Below are 18,517 nucleotides of genomic sequence, written 5' to 3' on the forward strand. Positions count from 1 at the left end.
TCATGATTTTAATTCTGTTATTTAATTTTTGATAAAAATAGGCCTTAAATATTATTTATGCTCCTCCGAAATTATAAAAAAATAGTGAAGTCGATAAAATATTTAGATATTTTGTGTAAATAACAAATCGATTATGAGCACTAAAAGAATCTATCAGGTTTTATTACTTTTTTCCATCACCTTAATAATTTCCTGTAATTCAAAAGAGGAAAAAAAAGAAGATGCACAACTCTCTGAAAAAACAAAGCAACCAAACATCGTTTTAATTATAGCCGACGATTTGGGATGGAGTGATCTCGGGTGTTATGGCAATACTTATTTTGAAACTCCCCATCTAGACAGTTTGGCACAAGCCGGAGTTCGGTTTACAAATACCTACGCCGCTTGCCACGTTTGTTCCCCAACTAGAGCAAGTATATTAACCGGCCGGTATCCTGCACGTGTGGGGTTGACCAATTATCTATACGGAACAAAAACGGTAGAAGCTTCCCCAGTGCTCCCAGCAGACTTTAAAGACCGCTTGCCTTTAGAGGAGATTACCATTGCCGAGGAATTAAAAAAGCGAAACTATAAAACGGCACTTATTGGGAAGTGGCATTTAGGAGAGAATACTTCGTTTGGTGAATCAGACCCTAAGTTTCATGGATTTGACGTTACTGAGGGCTTCGATTACGAATTGAACCAAGTTGATGATACCTATAAGTGGTTTAAGATAGGAGATGCAACAAAAGCATACGAGCTGCCACATTTAACGGATGAGATTACGCATAATGCACAAAAATTTATAGAAAAAAATAGGGACACTACTTTCTTTTTAACCGTCGCTCATTTTGCGGTGCATATGCCGTTGCAGGGTAAAGATAGCTTGATTGAAAAGTATAGAAATAAGAAAAATCCAAGACCAAAAGATTTTAGTCCTATTTATGGCGCTATGTTAGATCAACTGGATAGCTCGGTAGGAGCTATTATGGCCAGCCTAAGCGAAAATAACTTACTCGATAATACGCTGGTAGTTTTTGTTTCTGATAATGGTGGTTTGTCTGTGAGCGAAGGTGGAATTAAGCCTACGGACAATGCACCTCTAAGAGCCGGAAAAGGCACAATTTACGAAGGGGGGCTTCGTGTACCGATGATCGCTTCATGGCCAGGAAAAATTCCTCCACAAACTGTAGACAGCAGTATTATTTCGACGATAGACTTATATCCATCTTTTTTGAGTTTAGCTGATGATTCTCTTCAGATTGACCATAAAATTGATGGAATTAACGTAATGGATGCGTTTTATGGAAAACCACTTGAAAGAGAGGGGGCTATTTATTGGCATTATCCTCACTTTAGTAATCAAGGAGGAAAACCAAATGCGGCCATACGAAAAGGGGATTATAAATTAATTTTATCTTTAGAAGATGGGTCGGTAGCTTTGTATAATTTGACAAAAGATATAGGTGAAACCACCAATTTGGCAGAAGAAATGCCTGAATTAACCCAAGAATTAAAAGATAGTATCTTAGTATGGCAAAAAGAGGTAAACGCAAATATGCCCAAGCCCAAAGAATAATGAAGAAATTAATATATTTTTTCTTATGTCTATATGCCAGTGCATTGGCAGCTCAAGAAATTACTTCTTTCAAAGATGGTTATCAACTTAAAAATGATCTAATTATTTTCAGGGCAACTTTAAACGGTTCTTCAATCGTTAAATTTAAACCTTTTAAAGCATCAATCAACCCTTTCGATTGGTGCTTAGGGGTTGAAGATCAGCCGGGAATCAACAAAAATGGTTTTGACTTTGAAGGCCATTTTTTGAGTTTGGGCACTTGGGGGATGCCAACGGATGGAGAACAAAGAGCAGGAGTGAAATTATATGGGGATGCCAACCAAAAGAAATGGGTGATCGATAGTGTAGAAAGTCAACCAACACTTAAAACAATGTACACCTCCTTTCATAGTACGATTGAAAAGCTAGATGTAAGTCGTGCTGTTTCGGTGCCAGCTAAGGGTGGAGTTATTAAGATTACAGAAACCGTACATAATAATTTGCCCATCGGAAGACCTTATAATATTTTACAACATGCCACCTTTGGAGGTCAATTTGTAGATAACAGTATAATTTTTAGTAATGCCGGGGAAGGGTTTACCCAAAAGGGAAGCTTTCCGAGGAAAGATTATAATGAAGTATCCAAAAATGCGTTTATATGGCCTAACGGAATATTAGGGAAGGATACCTTAAACCTTCAAACGACTGGAGTTGTAAAAAGAACATTTCTCACCTCTCATATCGTCAAGGATTCCATAGGATGGGCGGTTATTTATCAACCAGAACAAAATTTATTTGTTGGCTATGTTTGGAAAACTAAAGAGTACCCATGGGTAAATTTTTGGCAGCAGTACAAAAAGGGAAAAATTAACGGTAGGGCAATAGAATTTGCTACGTGTGGTATGGGCATATCTTTTCAGGAAATGATGGAAAATGACCGTAAGTTTTACGGTAGGAATTCTTTTGATTATATCGATGCAGGGGAAAATATCACCAGATCCTACTATGCTTTTACCAGCCTATTGAATGAAAAAATTGTTGAGGTTATTTCGGTACGCTTGGAGAAAGAGGCAGTAATTCTTCAGTTAAAAAATGAACATGGGGCTGTTATTAAGAAGCAATTTATGATTTCCTCATTTGAATAATATGCTAGGATGCAGATTTCTTACCCATCACTTGCTTTTTGTATTGCGTAGGTGTGTACCCGGTGATTTTCTTAAAGTTGATATAGAATACAGATTCTGACCTAAACCCACTGTCTACAGCAATGGCAAAATTAGTAAGCTTTTTATTGGTCTCTTTGCTCAATAGCTTTTTAGACTCCTCTATTCTCTTTTCATTTATATATTCACTAAAAGATTTTCCTAAATACTCATTTAAAAGTTTCGATAAAATGTAGGAATGAATGCCCATGGCATCCGCCAATTTCTTTTCGTTTAGCTCTGTATCCAAATGAATCTTTTTCTCGTAAATTAATTTTTCCAACTCCTTAACGTAGGCTTCTCCTTCAGGGAAATCTGATTTCTCGATGCTTTTTATTACTGGGAGTCCAGATAAAATACGTGGATATTTAAGAGAGAAAAAGATGGTTAAAAATATAATGGAACAGGTAAAAAGAACGTAGTTCATTTGCACCATATTGCGTACGGTTTCCCTAACTACATTTTTCTCTTCAAAATTTGGGGTAATGAGCATGAAGTAGCACAAATAAGTAAAGGCAATAAATGTTAAGATCCCCAAGAAAATAACCAGTACCCGCGGCCATAGTAATAATTCCTCTTGTTTTTGTTTCAAGCTAAGATCACTAAATTTTAAAAGCTGATACCCTTTATACACAATAAAAAGTTTCCATAAGAAAATTACCGACAAACTTGTTTTATGAAAAGTGCTTCCAAGATATGATTTATGGGAAATATCTGAAGAAAAACTTACAAAACATACCAAAACGGCACTCCATACCAAAGGAACGATAAAGTAACGGTACTTATTGGTAGAGATGTCTTGCCCCATCATTACTTTAATATACAACAGCACCAATGGCGGTAAAAACAAATCGAAGATATCTGGGGTAATTAAAAAATGCGGGTAATCTATTCTAAGGTTTTCAAAGCGGAGTAGATATTGAAGGAGCACGTTGAAGGCAGTCATTATAAAAATGGCCGACAACATATAATTATTACGCGCTGATTTAACAATAGGAATTATTAAACCAACGATAAAACTTTGTAAAAATCCCCAAATAAATATAAATACTGCCATATGTAAGCCAAATATAAATAAAAAGCTAAAAAAAATATACGATTATTAATAAATTGATAATTTAAAGTAAAGAAAAACCGTCAGAGCTTTTCCCTGACGGTTTTAACAAGTTGAATTAAAGTAATTTACAATATATATCTTTTCATAGAATATTCTTAATAACCTGGGTTTTGAGTTAAGTTGGGGTTCGATATAATTTCCCCTGTTGGAATTGGTAATACTTCGTTTTTGCCACTTACAAAACCAGGCATTTGTTCTGGGGATGCAATCGCTGGAACATTCGATCTTTTGGACCATCTAACCAGGTCGAAGAAACGTTGAAACTCAAAAGTAAATTCCAATCTTCTTTCTTCTACTATTTTTACGAAAAATTGATCTTTAGAAAGTCCTGCGGGTAAATCGCTTACCTGTGCTCTTTCCCTTACTTCGTTAACAGCGGCATAAGCAGCCGCGGTAGGACCGTTTACTTCATTTTCAGCTTCTGCGAACATAAGTAAGACTTCTGCATAACGCATGAGTCTAAAGTTACGGGGAGATTGTACAAACCCTACAGGAAAAGGACCTTCGGTGTATTTTCTTACTCCGCTGAAGGGTACTCCAGGGCGTTCTCCCGTACGATCTCTCCACTGCCCAGCAGCTACGGGATCTTCGGCAATAGGGTCCCAACTTCCCCAAGTATCGCCAGGTCTGGCTATGGTAAAGAAACGTCTTACCCCATCTTCTTCTGGGAATTGATCGAAAAACTCGTTTACTTCTACAGATGGCACCCCATTGGCAAAAGCTCTTTGCCTTCCTGGGTTAAGTGCTGTTGCTATCCAAAAAGATTCTGCTGTTCTATCGGTATCGCCATCTGAGAACCCAGCACCCACACCAGTTTCAAATTGAATTTCGAAAACAGATTCGTTATTGTTTTCGTTGTTAGCATCAAAATTGGTTATAAAATCTACCAAGCTGTAATTTCCGTAAGTTCCATTAATTACTTTTTCCAAAGCAGCTCTAGATTCGGCATATTTTTGTTGATATAGATATACCTTTCCCAACATTGCTTGAGCCGCACCTGCGGTTGCTCTACCTTTTTCACCAGCTCCATAGCTGTTTGGCAACATATCTACAGCCTCTTTTAAATCTTGTTCTATAAAAGCATAAACTTCTTCTTCAGTATTTCTTTCGGGTTGAAAGAGTGGATCGTTCAGGTCTCCTGAAAATACACGATCGTAAATAGGCACACCCCCATATAATCTTACCAAATTGAAATAGTAGAGTGCTCTTAAAAATTTAGCTTCACCCAATAAACGTGGTTTTAAATCTGGGTCTTCAAACTGAATGGGTGGCACTTTTTCTAAAACAGTGTTTGCTCTAGAAATTCCTACATAGGAAGCTTCCCATGCCGCAGGTATTAAATGGTTAGAGGAGGGGTTGAAATTAAAACCAGGATATTCGGTCAATTGAAAACCTCCACTGGTAATGTCCAAATCCCCGCTCATATAATCCAATAAATAACGGTAACGTCTGTAAAGCCCTTGGTACTGCAATGGAGTATATGTGGCATTTACGGCCAACACCGCATCGTTTTGTGATTGATAGAAAGTATTTGTGTCTAGATTTTGGTATACATCGGCATCTTCAAGGTATTCCTCGCCACAACTTACCGCCATTGTTAGCATTGAGAATGCTAAAATTTTGGCACTTGATTTTATATATTTAAAATTCATTTTTCTAATTTTTAAGGTTATCTATTAAAATCCTAATTGTAATCCAACAGTAAATCTTCTTGATTGTGGGTACTGTACGTTGTCAAAACCAGATAAGCCTACCTCTGGGTCGAATCCTGAGTAATCTGTAATGGTGAATACATTTTGACCGGCGAAATACACTCTCATTTTAGCCAAACCGATGGCATTTAGGGTATTTTGGTTTAAATTGTAACCCACCTGAAGATTTTTCAATCTCAGGTAAGAACCGTCTTCTACAAAGAAAGATGATGGTAGATCGTTATTGCTGTTTGTGCTTGGGATAGCCCTTGGAGTGGTATTATTTTGGTTGGTAGGTGTCCAAGCATTCAGTACATCTGTAGTTAAGTTATTTGTTCTGTAATAACCTTGTGTATAGAATTTGGTATCACTAAATATTTCATTTCCTGCCACCCCTTGAAATTGTGCAGAGAAATCAAATCCTTCATACCCCATATTAAAGGTGAAACCATATTGAAAATCTAAATTTGCATCCCCAATAAAAGTTCTGTCGTTTTCATCTATTCTTCCATCTGGAGTTCCATCAGGACCACTTAAATCCCGAAATCTTAAATCTCCAGGTGCAACACTATTATCGTAAGGAGTAGGACCATTGTCAATTTCTTCTTGAGTTTGGTAGATACCATCGGCTTGATAACCGTAAAATGAAAATAAAGAATTTCCAGGTTCGATTCTTCTTCTTGCAGGAAATTCATTTGAAGATTCTGATTCTATAGCTTCTAGTCCTTCTGCTAATTTATTTACGTTGTTATCTAAAAATGTTACGTTGGCACTAACTCCATAGCTAAAATCCCCTTTGGTGTCATTGAAATTAGCGATTAATTCCAATCCTTTATTTTCGACTTCAGCAGCGTTAATAAAAACTTCTTCGAAACCAGTGGCATCCGGTAATTGAAATTTTAGAAGCAGATCGTTAGAGGTTTTAATAAAATAATCTGCACTCATGGTAAACCTGTTTTTAAACAGTCCAAAATCAAGTCCAATGTTAAGCTGTTCTTGTTTTTCCCATGTTAGACCAGGGTTGGCAAGTTGCCCATCGGGTGCTACCGCAGAAATAACGGCTTGAGGGGAACCAAAAACATATCGAGGGTTTGTGTTTAAAATGGAGGTGGTAGCGTTCGCATTAATTTGGTCGTTCCCTAAGAAACCGTAACTCGCTCTAAGTTTTAAGTTACTAAAAACGCTATTTTCCATAAAAGCTTCTTTGCTAATAACCCAACCTACAGAACCGGAAAGGAAATTATCAAACAAATTATCACCTGTAAAAATTGAAGATCCATCTCTTCTAAAGTTAAAGGTTGCCAAATATCTTCTATCGTAGTTGTATAAAACCCTTCCTATATAAGAAACAGTTCTTTCTTCTATTCGAACACCTGAAGGAGGGATTGGAGATTCACTAGAACCACTTATAACTGGAAAATCGTCACTAATATTTTGACCAACCGTAGTTACACTTGTATTTACGCGCTCGTCATCTTGCACCGTGTAACCAGCTAGTAGGTCAATATTATGGTTTCCAAGTTGCTTTTTGTATTGCAAAGTGTTTTCTAAAAGTAGAGAGACGTTTTCTCCATTCCCATTGTCCACTTGTGCTCCGTTTGGTAATCCCACTACGGCTTCACCAGGCGTTAATACAAAATAGGGGGCAAAAAGGTTGTTTCTGAAAGAAGAGATATCAGCACCAAAATTAATTCTATAGGTCAGGTCTTTTAATAAATCTACTTCTGCATATACGTTTCCTAAAATTCGATTAACGATACTTTCGTTATCAATAAGGTTTTGTGCGGCTACTGGGTTTAAAACCCCTGTATCGCCATCGTCCCCAGTAGGCCCGTTGTAGCCACCTACATTATTTTCGTTGTAAATAGGAATTGCAGGAGAATTTGCCAGTGCCCAATATAGGATACTTCTTCCATTGGCTCTAAATTCTTTATCGTATGTAGAACGGGAAACAGTTAAAGAATTTCCAATTTTTAAACGACCCAATTCAGTGTCAGAGTTTATTCTAAAAGATGTTCTTTTAAATCCGGTTCCTATAACCACCCCTTTTTCATCGTAGTGGCTTAAAGACATATAGAAGTTTGTATAATCGCTACCTCCACTTGCGTTTAACTCGTAGCTGCTTACCGCACCAGACCTTAAAACGGCATCTTGCCAGTCTGTAGATTCAGTCAGAGTGGTACCATCGAGGTTAGGGATACGGGGCTGCCCAGCGTTGTCCCTAACGGTGTTCATTACCGATTGATATTGTTGGGCATTTAATAAATCTAAAGTATTGGTAGCATCTTGGAAACCAGCAAACGTATTAAAATTTATACGGGGTTTTCCAGATTTACCTCTCTTCGTAGTGATAATAATAACTCCATTCGCTGCTCTTGCACCATAAATGGCTGCTGCCGAAGCATCTTTTAGAACGTTAATAGACTCAATATCAGATGGGTTTATAGTAGCAAATGGGTCGTTTTGAGTGTTACCAACACCTGCACTAATAATGTTACCGTCCACTACGTAAAGCGGAGCACTTCCTCCCGTAATACTTCCCGTACCTCTAATTCTTACAGAGGTAGCGCCCCCTGGAGCTCCAGAGCTATTGGTTATTTGAAGACCTGCCACTTGTCCCTGCAATGCATTTTGAAAATCGGCAACGGGTCTTCCTTCTAGAGCCTCAGAGCTAACCGTGGAAACTGCACCAGAAACATCCGATCGTTCCTGGGTACCATAACCAATAACCACCACCTCGTCTAAGCTGGCGATATCTGGCTGTAAAGTTACGTCTATGGAACTTTTTCCAGAAACGGAAATTTCTTGACTGTTGTATCCTATATAAGAGAATACCAATACAGCATCATTTGAGGGCACGGTAATAGTGTAATTACCATCGAAATCTGTTTGGGTACCGTTGGTGGTCCCTTTTACAACAACATTGGCTCCCGGTAAAGGGGTGTTGTTTTCATCTGTAACGTTACCGGTTATCTCTTGGGCGCTTAGCGAACTAAAACCAAAAAACATCAGCATACATACAGTTAGCTTTGTGTAAATCTTAAAGGTCATCGTTAAATGTTTAGTTAGTGAAAATTTTAAATTGATTTTATCATTGTTTTCGATTGATCAGGTTGAGGGTTTTGTAGTTTGTTAGCCTGATGTCCCGACAAAAATGACTTTCTAATCTTTTCTAAATTTTGAAATAATAGTTTGCTAAACCCTTTCGATTTCAAAATTCAAATTAAATAGACTTTTAAACCATGTAATTTTCTCTTTTTTTGTCGATATATCAAGGGTTTATAGGGGTTTTTTGTAAAGTGATTGATTATTCTTGAAAAAAATAAATTATTCTTAGAAATTTAAAATTCAAAGAGTTTTGAAAGTCTGTTTTTTGCTGAAATTTACAACGTTTGCGTGATGATTTTTAAGCTTATAAAAAGCAGATTGTGTGAGGTTGTTTTATATTGATAATAAGGGTTTAAGCTGTACTTCATAGTTAGGTATTTTAGGGGTTAGGTATGCCGAAAATAACAAAAGGAACTGTCCAAGAACATCCAAAACTGTCTCTTGATTTCAAAATTACTCGATTTGACCAGTTAATTCTGTATAATTTCCATTTTTAAGCAATAAGAATTCACAATATAATAATCTCGAAAAGACATTCAAAGTAGTATTTATGAAGTATACGATTTGAGGTCGGTTTTAATCAAATTTGATTTTTATTTTAAAATGAAAAAAATAATAGGAATATGCTTGTTTTTGAGCTTTATTAAAAGTTATACGCAAGAAGAGATAGTTAATAGGGAAGTAGTAGAAAGACCTAATGTAATATTTGTTTTGGCAGACGATTGGTCCTTTCCACACGCCAGTATATATGGTGACAAAGTGGTAAAAACACCAAATTTTGATCGTATTGCCAAAAATGGATTATTATTTACCAATGCATATAGTGCTGCACCTTCCTGTACGCCAGCAAGAGCTGCCATTTTAACGGGTAGGTACCCACATGCGTTAAATGAAGGGGCTAATTTATGGGGAACCTTACCCAATAGTTTCCCTAATTACACCAGAATTTTAGAAAGCGCAGGTTATATAGTGGCTTTTCAAGAAAAAGGATGGGCCCCGGGAAACTATGAAGTTGGAGGGTACAAGAGAAATCCTTCTGGGACCGAGATAGAAAACTTCGAACACTTTATTGAGAATACACCAAAAGATAAGCCATTTTGTCTTTGGTACGGAACGAGAGATCCTCATCGACCTTATACACAGGGCTTTGGAGTTGAGGCAGGCTTAAGCATGGACAAGGTAGAGCTGCCATCTTTTTGGCCGCAGGACTCCGTAATAAAATCTGATGTATTGGATTATTATTACGAAGTTCAACGATTGGATTACGACCTTGGCCGAATTCTCTTCCGCTTGGAAAGAAATAACTTGTTGGACAATACCATAATCATAGTTACCAGTGATAACGGAATGCCTTTCCCAAGGGCGAAGGCAAATTGTTACGATCTTGGTACAAAAGTTCCCTTGGCGATATCATGGGGAAAACATTTGGCAAAAGGGAAGACAATAGATAGCTACATTAACCTTATTGATATAGCGCCAACTATACTAGAGGCTGCAAAATTGGAAGTTCCTAAAGAGATGCAAGGACATAGTTTTTACGGTTTACTGTCCAATACCCATTACGAGCCGCAGGAAAAAGTGTTTCTAGAGCGCGAGCGCCATGCTTTCGCAAGGGAAGAAAACTATGCGTACCCTATACGCGCAGTTCGTGATAATCACTTCCTCTTCATACATAACCTTAGATCTCATCGATGGCCTGCTGGATCCCCAGAATGGAATTATAGTGATATCGATAACGGCCCTTCCAAAAGTGTTATGGTATCCAAAAAAGATGAAAATGGTGTATACAGTAGGTTCTATGCACTATCTACCGAAAAAAGACCTGAATATGAGCTTTACAGTTTAAAAGATGATCCAGACCAAATTAATAATCTCGCATACGATAGTGCCTATAAAAAAATAGTGCGCACCTATAAAGAAGAACTTGAAAAATGGAGGTTGAAAACCGCAGATACCATTATAAAAAGTGAAGTAACCAAATTCGACTTGTACGAATATTATGGCAAAAAGAAATAATCAGCATATTATCAATAACATAAAATTCATCCTATTTATTTAAACATACTGTTTTTTATGACTATTTATTTTAAGAATATCTTATTAATTAAAAATTCAAAGAGTTTAAAATCTATTTAAAATGAAAAATTTTCAATAATAATGTCATGTATATTACAAATAATCTAAACAAAAATATCGCTAAAGATAATAAACAAAGTTTCTATCTCCTCTTGAATTAGTTGATGTTCAAGAGGTTCTAGAAGAAAAAATCAATATAAACCTTTAAAAATTAAAATCTTTTGATTCATAAATTAACCGATTTAGGGCTTGTATATTGAGTAATTTTCAATTCTAACTTCAAATAATTGTAAATAATTTAATTATGAACACAAAATTACTTATTAAACTTAACCTGCTTTTATGCTTTGGCTTTTTTCAAGCTGCCATTGCACAGCAGAGTGTATGGGAGACTTTAGCTCCAGGCGCAGGGGGGCAAGTACAAGACCTTTATTTCGACCCAGATGTTCCCGATAGAATTTGGTTGTCCAGCGATCAAGAAGGGAGCTATGTGTCTAACGATTTCGGGGATTCTTGGGATTTTATAGGAAGGGATTTAAGTCATGGAATGTCCTTTAAAATTAGAAAATCTCCCAATGGAAAGTATTTCCAAGGAGGTTTATGGGGAGCCCATGTCTCTACTAATAACGGACAAAATTGGACGCGAATTGCCGAAACCAAAGCAGATGCTATTGCCACGATTGCATTTAATAATAATGGTAGTACAATGGTTCTTGGGCCAAGTTGGCATACTAAAGACCCTCAAAAGATACAGGCCAGTATTTCTGATCCTATTCAGCCTTTAACAGGGGAGCGTTATGTATACATCTCTACAAACGGTGGGAATTCGTTCAGTAAGGTAACATATGAAAATACTCCAGGTTATTATCAAGTATATAATGCCTTTATACATCCAACTACAGGCATTATTTATTTAGGTACAGCCTCTGGATTGTATGTCTCCACAGATGCCAATGGAACCTCATGGACGCGAATTCCTAACCCTACAGATGCCTATTTGGGTGAAGATGGAGGGATACAGACCATAACACAGTTTAGGGATGATGGAACACCTAACCCAAATGGTTACAAGTTTAGTGGTGGAATATCTGGAATGGGATTTGTAGACAACGGGTCGAGGTTATATGCAGCCTATCAAACAGGTGAAGCAGCTTGGGCGGTTTACACTATTCAAACTTCTGATATCGCGCCAACAAATCCGAATTGGGTTAAAGTGAGCAATAATCTTTCAGATAAACCACAGTGGTACAATCCAGTGATAGACCCTCGTTCCACTGCAACCAATCAAAAAATACTGCTGGGAACCACCTTCCTTGGGAGAGAGAACAGGGTAGGACTTTTTGAAGGGACAATTACCTACAACGCCAATGGTGACTTAGTTAACAATTCATGGCAGCAAATTATAGCCAAAGACGAAGCTTTTGCTTTTGAAGAAGGTTGGGAAACCGCTAGTCTCATTTCTAGAACCTATAGTTATACACCAACTTCTTGGCCCGAAAGAAGAATTTTAACCGGTGGTGGGAATAGTTATTTTTTAAGCACCGATCCTTCAGCCGCTGGTTGGCCTTACGATGAAGACAGTTGGTTGCCGTTGTACACCCGAAAATCGGATGAAGATTTTGGAGAAGAACACACATGGTTTTCTACAGGATTTGCCAATACAGTAACTTACGATATTGCGACGTATGAAAATTATGCGGTACAGGGGAATGCAGATCAAGGCGTTCTAGAGAGTTGGGATTATGGAAAGAGTTGGACAAAAAATACAGTTCCAAGAGGGATTACCAATGCACAATCGACCATAATTACAAATACCAATCCGCCTTTGGTGCTTATAGATACCAGACCCGGTTTTGGTATTGCCAGTCAAACCATTGGCCGCTTATATGCTCGGGAATTAACCGACCTCACTTCCCAACCAGCTGCTAGCGATTGGCGTTTAATAGGGGGAGGTACCGATAATTCCAATATCGTAAATGGCCTGCCAAACAGGCAAATACAGGGGATGGCTTTAGATGATCTACATCCCAGTAGAGTATATTTGGGTTTAAGATCTATTTTTAGCGTTGGAGGAATTTATGCTACGGAAGAAATAGAGGCTATTTTTAGTGGAAAAGCCAATTGGATCGAAATTTCGGATTCTTCGATGCGGAATGAAAGCGCATTTAACGACCTATTTATAGATCCCAACAATTCGAATATTATGTGGGCTGCTGCTCGAGATCTATACAGAGGAGTGCGTACAGCTCCCAACACCTGGACATGGGAAAAATACGAAACAAGCATGCAAGATATGTATGTTTGGGATGATAATGGAACGACAAGGGTCGCTGTAGCACTTTCGGAAGGGGATGAAGCTGAGGTTTATTTAATTGAAAACCCAGATCAACCAGGTTGGAACAATGAGACAAGGTTTATAAGTACCGGACTTACTATTGATGAAACCCTAAATATACGACCTCAAGTATGGGTAGAGCCAAATGAAACCATTGCATTCGGTTTGATGGCTGGTTATAAGGACCAAATATATGTGGGTACAGAGAATGGAAAACATAAAAAGGGATTAGGCGTTTTTAAGGGAACCATTAATTCTATTACCCAAGTAAATTGGGAAGATTTTTCTACGGACGATTCTGGTAAGGATTTCATTTATTCCAGGGATAATTCGTCAGATTCTAAAATTAACATTGAATCTAATGGTGATGTAAATTATTACATTCCAACATTTGGTACTGGTGTTTATAGAAGGCTCATAGATTCTGGTGTAAACACAAATGGTTTAACGGTAGATAGAAGTGCAATACGCTTTGCTGCAGCTTCAGGGAGTGAAGAAAACCTTCAGATAAATGCAAATGGCAATTGGGCACTTAACAATATACCTAGTTGGCTAAATGCCAGCAGTGTTTCTGGTTCTGGAAATGTGAGTATTCAATTTACTACTTCCGCAGAAAATGTAGAACCTCAAAATCGTACGGCCACAGTATTATTAACTTCAGGGAATAAAGAAATTGAGATTCTTGTCACGCAAGTTGGAACCCCAATCCCTGTAAATTATGTTAATAATACTTTTGAAATAGATGGTATACAGGACAGCCAATGGAATGCTTTAGATTGGGTAAATATCGACGTTAACCTTTTTGGTTCTACAAAAGATTCCAAAGATAAATTTAAATTGGCCTATACTAGAGAGAATCTATACCTCTTGGTAAGGGTGCAAGATTCTTCTAAAAATACAGGAAGCGATCTTACCAGCGATCATTTTCAAATAGCTATTGATGTAAATAACGACAAAAAAAGTGTTCCTGGGGCTAACGATTACCGCTTTGCCATAACCAGCGACAACAGTAAAATAGATTTGCTGGGAGCCTTAGACAACGTCTTATATGCCGTTAATGCCATAGCTACCGGGTATGTTTACGAAGTAGCGATTCCATGGTCCAGTTTAGATTACATTCCCGTTAACGAGACAGCCTTAGGCTTTGAAATTCAAGTGGCCGATAATCAAGACGGTCAAGGCATCGATCAAGCGAACCAATGGTTTACCGATAAAAATTTAGATACCAATAATCCATTCACGTGGGGAACAGCTAGAATAAACGGTCCAGATGTTCCTTGGTTAGAGACCTTTGATTTGGCTGCAAAGACGACATTAGACGATGGTAATACCGCTTGGAGTTTAGACCTTTCCAATACCAATTTAGCTGATGAGAACGATTATTTAAAAGTTACCGAGGAAGGTGTTTTAGAGGCTCGTGACCTTGATGGGGAGGCTATTTTTAAAACGGAAATTATTGATATATCCCAGGTAGCGAATGTGAGTATAAGTCTCGACGCTAAAGAAAAGGGAGATAACCTAAGGGAAGGAGATATCAATTATATAAAGCTTTTTGCGGTTGTAGATGGTGGAGAGGAGCAATTAATAGATCAATTGGTAGGTGATAATGCAGAGGACAATACATTTATAAAGCTTTCTGGAAATGGTCTGGTTGGGAATCAACTCGAAATTATCGTTAAAATAGCAAATGATAGAGGTGGAACTTTTCATTCTATCGATAACCTGTTGATCGATTTTGGTACGGAAGAAGTGTGCAACGTCCCTGCTGCTTTAAGAGTAGAAGAACTTACACCGACTACGGCTACCTTGGCATATTCTCTTACCTTGGATGGTTTAAATACTTTTCAGGTTGAAATTAAAGAAGTTTCCGAAGCGACATGGCAATCGGTAGAGGTGCAAAATGAGTTGCAATATACTTTTCAGGAGTTACTGCCCAACACGGAATACGAATGGAGAGTGCGACAAAATTGTATAACAGGAGCTTCCACTTGGGTGAGCGGTACAAATTTTACAACACCAGAAGCACCGGTTTTAACAACTATTTTTGAAGAGTCTTTCGATGCTACAGATTGTTCTCCATCTTCTCAAGCCACAGTGGCTAGTTACGAGTGTTATACCAATTCTACTTCATTCTTCAGCGGTACGGCAGAATTTAACGATACTTTTAATGATGGAGATTATGAAGATGCTTCAAATGGGAATCACGTATTCCTTTCAGCCACCGATTTATTTTTCGAAATCAAGGGGATTAATACTACCGGATATACAAATACATTCTTCCAATTTGCAATACGAAAAAATGGAAATAACCAAGATGGATCTGATTTAAAACTGGAGATTACCACCGATGGAAGTACATGGAGCCAAGTTCCTGTGAGCTTGCCATCTGGAGAAAATAGTGCCGATTTCTGGTATGTAATTGTTCCTGAAGTTAATATTGTGGAAACCACAGATTTTGGAATTCGTTTTACCGCGGTAGGAACATCCAAATACAGGATTGATGATATTTTGGTAAAGGGTGAAGATGCCAACCAAGTTACCTGCGATGCACCTCAAAATATAAATGTTGAAGATTTAACAACTGAAAGTGCAGCGCTTCAATGGCCTGCGCTAAGTGCGGCTACAAATGGTTACGAAGTTCGTTTTAAAGAAGAAAGTGCAGCAACTTGGGAGCCAACGGTAACCATAGCAACAAATAGTTTCAGTTTAAATAATCTTTTAGAAAATACCGCCTATGTTTTTGAAGTAAGAACCTTGTGTAGTGCAAATACAACTTCAGCATGGACAGAAAAGTTATTTTCAACAGAGGCTATTGGTGAGACGGTATTGTTCCTTGAAACATTTGATAAAGCTAATTGTAGTTCCACCGGAAGTACAGTAGATACTTATAGTTGTTATAGTAGTGCAGCCACGCACAGCGGATCTGCAACTATATCATCTACCCAAAATAATGGAGCTTATGATGGATCATCCAACGGTAGTCATGTATTCTTGGACAACCCACAGGTTTCTTATACTATTAGCGGGATATCCGTTACGGGATACGATAATTTTAAACTTAGTTTCGGAATTAGAAAAAATGGTAAGAATCAAGATGGTTCTAACTTATTATTGGAGTACAAAGAGACATCAGGAGGTAATTGGACAGCAATACCCGTTAATTTACCGGTGGGAACCGATACCAACAGTTTTTGGTATTTAATTGACCTCCCTGGAGCAATATCAGTTAATAATTCGTTGGATTTAAGATTTACGGCGCTCGCAAGTCCTAGATATCGCATTGACGATATTCAGGTAAAGGGGACTCCTGTAATGGCTAATAAAAATACAGAAGTTAAAAAGTTAAAACTTACTTCTATGTGTTCCAATGAGCCGGCACTATCCAGAAGATGGAGAATTTCCAATCCTAATCAAACCGCATTATCTGTAGAATGGAAACTTTATGGTACTTCCAATAGTGGGGTATGGAATGTTCCTTCCGGTACTTCCTTTTTCGAAACACCAGCAGTAGGAGGTTCAAACACTCTAGTTATTAATTGGTTGAATGAAAAAGATGAATTGATTAAAACTGTAAAAGCTTCTTCTGGAAGTTTATGTGAAGAAATAGTGAATACCGCCCAAACGGAGACTACGGCAGGAGAAATGAGCCTTACTGTTTATCCAAATCCTGTGATCAATTATTTCACTATTACCAGTGGAAGCGAAGAATTCATTCAAAATATTCTTATTTACAATTTAGCAGGGCAGCTTGTTAAAACCATAAAAATAAATTCTCCATTACAGCAGGTTAAGGTTGATGCTACCGCTTGGCTTTCTGGTTTGTATTTGGTTAGAATTCAAACAAATAGTAACACATCCGATTATAAAATTTTCAAAGAATGATAAGAAAACAATATACAATAGTTCTTCATATATTGTTAGTTAGCAAGGCAGCCCTGGTAATGGGGCTGCTTTTTACCGTTTTCAGTTGTAGCACTGCTCCAACTTCAACACTAAAAAATGGTCCTTTTAAAAGTTTTAATCCCGACTTTATAGGGGTTAACGGAAATCTTACGGGTTTCCACGAACCATGGAGTAATGATTCCTTGGTTGCAGCCGTTTCTAAAATGGGTGTAAAAACAGTTCGTTATCCCGGCGGAACTATAGGTAATTACTGGGATTGGGATATCGGTTGGATCGATCAAGAGGTGGAAGACAGCTTAATGATTCAATGGGTTGTAGAAAACGAACTGAAAAATAGTAAAAACAGGTATACTCTTGAAAACCTAGCAGAACTTTATAAAAAAACAGGAATTAAGCCTGTCTTCATGTTGAATATGCTTAGTAAAGACTTGGCACATTCCAAAAGAAATTTAAAAAAAGCAGATTCTTTGGGATTACCCATTGAATATGTAGAATTAGGAAATGAATTATATTTCGATATTCCTTATCCTTTATTGAAGTACCCAACCCCAGAAGTTTATGGGGATACATGTCAAAAATGGATAGATACCTTGAAAAAAGAATTTCCGAATGCAAAATTTGCGATTGTTGGAAACTATTTAAAAAGACACGATAGACAAATAGATTGGACAAAAAGAGTGCTTTCTACCTGCCATAATGCAGATGCCGTTACCTTTCATAAATACAATCCTTCTGGATTGGATGGCAGTAAGGAACGAAATAAGATCAGTGCGGGCAGCGAAGGTTTTGCCGATGAAACAACAGCCACCAGAAAAGCTCCCAAAAATATAGCTAAACGGCAGAAATGGGAATTGGAACAATTAAAAGACGAAAAAGCATTTAACAATATGCTTACCAATATTCAATTTAGTTTGGAAAGCTACAAAAAAACGCAAATACCAAAAGATTTAAGTGGTTGGTCCACAGAGTTTAATATGCGAGATGACAATTCGGTAATTTTGCACAGTTGGTCGCAAACCTTATTGGTTTCTGCATACTATTTGGCATTTTTGGAAAGGGATGTGGAAATTACCAATATACATAACCTAATTGGGCCTTTGTTCGGGGTCTTACACACCAATAAAACCACCTTCAATCATTTAAAGAATGAAAAGCGTACATCAAAACCATATCAATTTTCGGCAGGAGGCCTCGCTGTTAACCTCTTTTCACAGGCCATACAAAATGCATCTTTAGGAGCCCCAATAGAAATTGATAACAACACATTTTTAAGAGACGACAGAAATAATACCTACGATGCATTGCAAGGCTGGTCTTTCAAGAGCGAGAATGGGGAGGTAAGAACCATTGTAATTAATTATTCTGATAATGGACATACATTGAAATTGCCAAAAAATAATAGTTTAATAAACGCTAGGTCGTATTATGCTTCCGTAGCGACTCCCATAACTGAAGGTTTTGAAAGTATTGAGCAAAGAGATTTAAAAATAGGGGATGAAAATTTTTTATTGCCTAAAAAGTCAATAACCATAGTTACATATAAATAAA

The 18,517-nt window shown here is 37.5% G+C and carries 8 protein-coding genes; 5 read left to right on the forward strand and 3 right to left on the reverse strand.

Annotated elements, in window-relative coordinates:
* Positions 1-133 precede the first annotated feature (133 nt).
* The gene (locus HX109_RS11710) at positions 134-1,558 is read left to right on the forward strand and encodes a sulfatase (protein ID WP_178952178.1); all 1,425 of its coding nucleotides are present in this window, start codon (positions 134-136) and stop codon (positions 1,556-1,558) included.
* Complete coding sequence (locus tag HX109_RS11715; RefSeq protein ID WP_178952180.1) at positions 1,558-2,682, forward strand: hypothetical protein; 1,125 nt, start codon at positions 1,558-1,560, stop codon at positions 2,680-2,682. Before HX109_RS11710 ends, HX109_RS11715 begins: the two co-directional genes overlap by 1 nt.
* Before the next feature lie 4 nt (positions 2,683-2,686).
* On the opposite strand, the gene HX109_RS11720 is transcribed toward HX109_RS11715, so the two are convergent.
* The 3 genes from HX109_RS11720 to HX109_RS11730 all read right to left on the reverse strand — a co-directional run bounded on the left by HX109_RS11720 (position 2,687) and on the right by HX109_RS11730 (position 8,598).
* Positions 2,687-3,796, reverse strand: coding sequence for a helix-turn-helix domain-containing protein (locus tag HX109_RS11720; RefSeq protein WP_178952182.1), 1,110 nt, complete (start codon positions 3,794-3,796; stop codon positions 2,687-2,689).
* Between the two features lie 155 nt (positions 3,797-3,951).
* On the reverse strand, positions 3,952-5,508 hold the full coding sequence (locus HX109_RS11725) for a RagB/SusD family nutrient uptake outer membrane protein (protein ID WP_178952183.1): 1,557 nt from the start codon (positions 5,506-5,508) through the stop codon (positions 3,952-3,954).
* 24 nt (positions 5,509-5,532) lie between these two features.
* The gene (locus HX109_RS11730) at positions 5,533-8,598 is read right to left on the reverse strand and encodes a SusC/RagA family TonB-linked outer membrane protein (protein ID WP_178952185.1); all 3,066 of its coding nucleotides are present in this window, start codon (positions 8,596-8,598) and stop codon (positions 5,533-5,535) included.
* A 660-nt stretch (positions 8,599-9,258) separates the two neighbouring features.
* Here HX109_RS11730 and HX109_RS11735 point away from each other — a divergent pair.
* From HX109_RS11735 to HX109_RS11745, 3 genes are all read left to right on the forward strand, one after another.
* Positions 9,259-10,671: a sulfatase gene (locus HX109_RS11735; RefSeq protein ID WP_178952187.1), complete on the forward strand. Its 1,413-nt coding sequence runs from the start codon at positions 9,259-9,261 to the stop codon at positions 10,669-10,671.
* Between the two features lie 364 nt (positions 10,672-11,035).
* A complete protein-coding gene (locus tag HX109_RS11740; RefSeq protein WP_178952189.1) occupies positions 11,036-16,948 on the forward strand; it encodes a sugar-binding protein in 5,913 nt (1,970 codons plus the stop codon).
* The gene (locus HX109_RS11745) at positions 16,945-18,516 is read left to right on the forward strand and encodes a hypothetical protein (protein WP_178952191.1); all 1,572 of its coding nucleotides are present in this window, start codon (positions 16,945-16,947) and stop codon (positions 18,514-18,516) included. Before HX109_RS11740 ends, HX109_RS11745 begins: the two co-directional genes overlap by 4 nt.
* The last annotated feature ends 1 nt before the right edge of the window (position 18,517 follow it).

The sequence above is a fragment of the Galbibacter sp. BG1 genome (assembly GCF_013391805.1).
Taxonomy (GTDB): Bacteria; Bacteroidota; Bacteroidia; order Flavobacteriales; family Flavobacteriaceae; genus Galbibacter.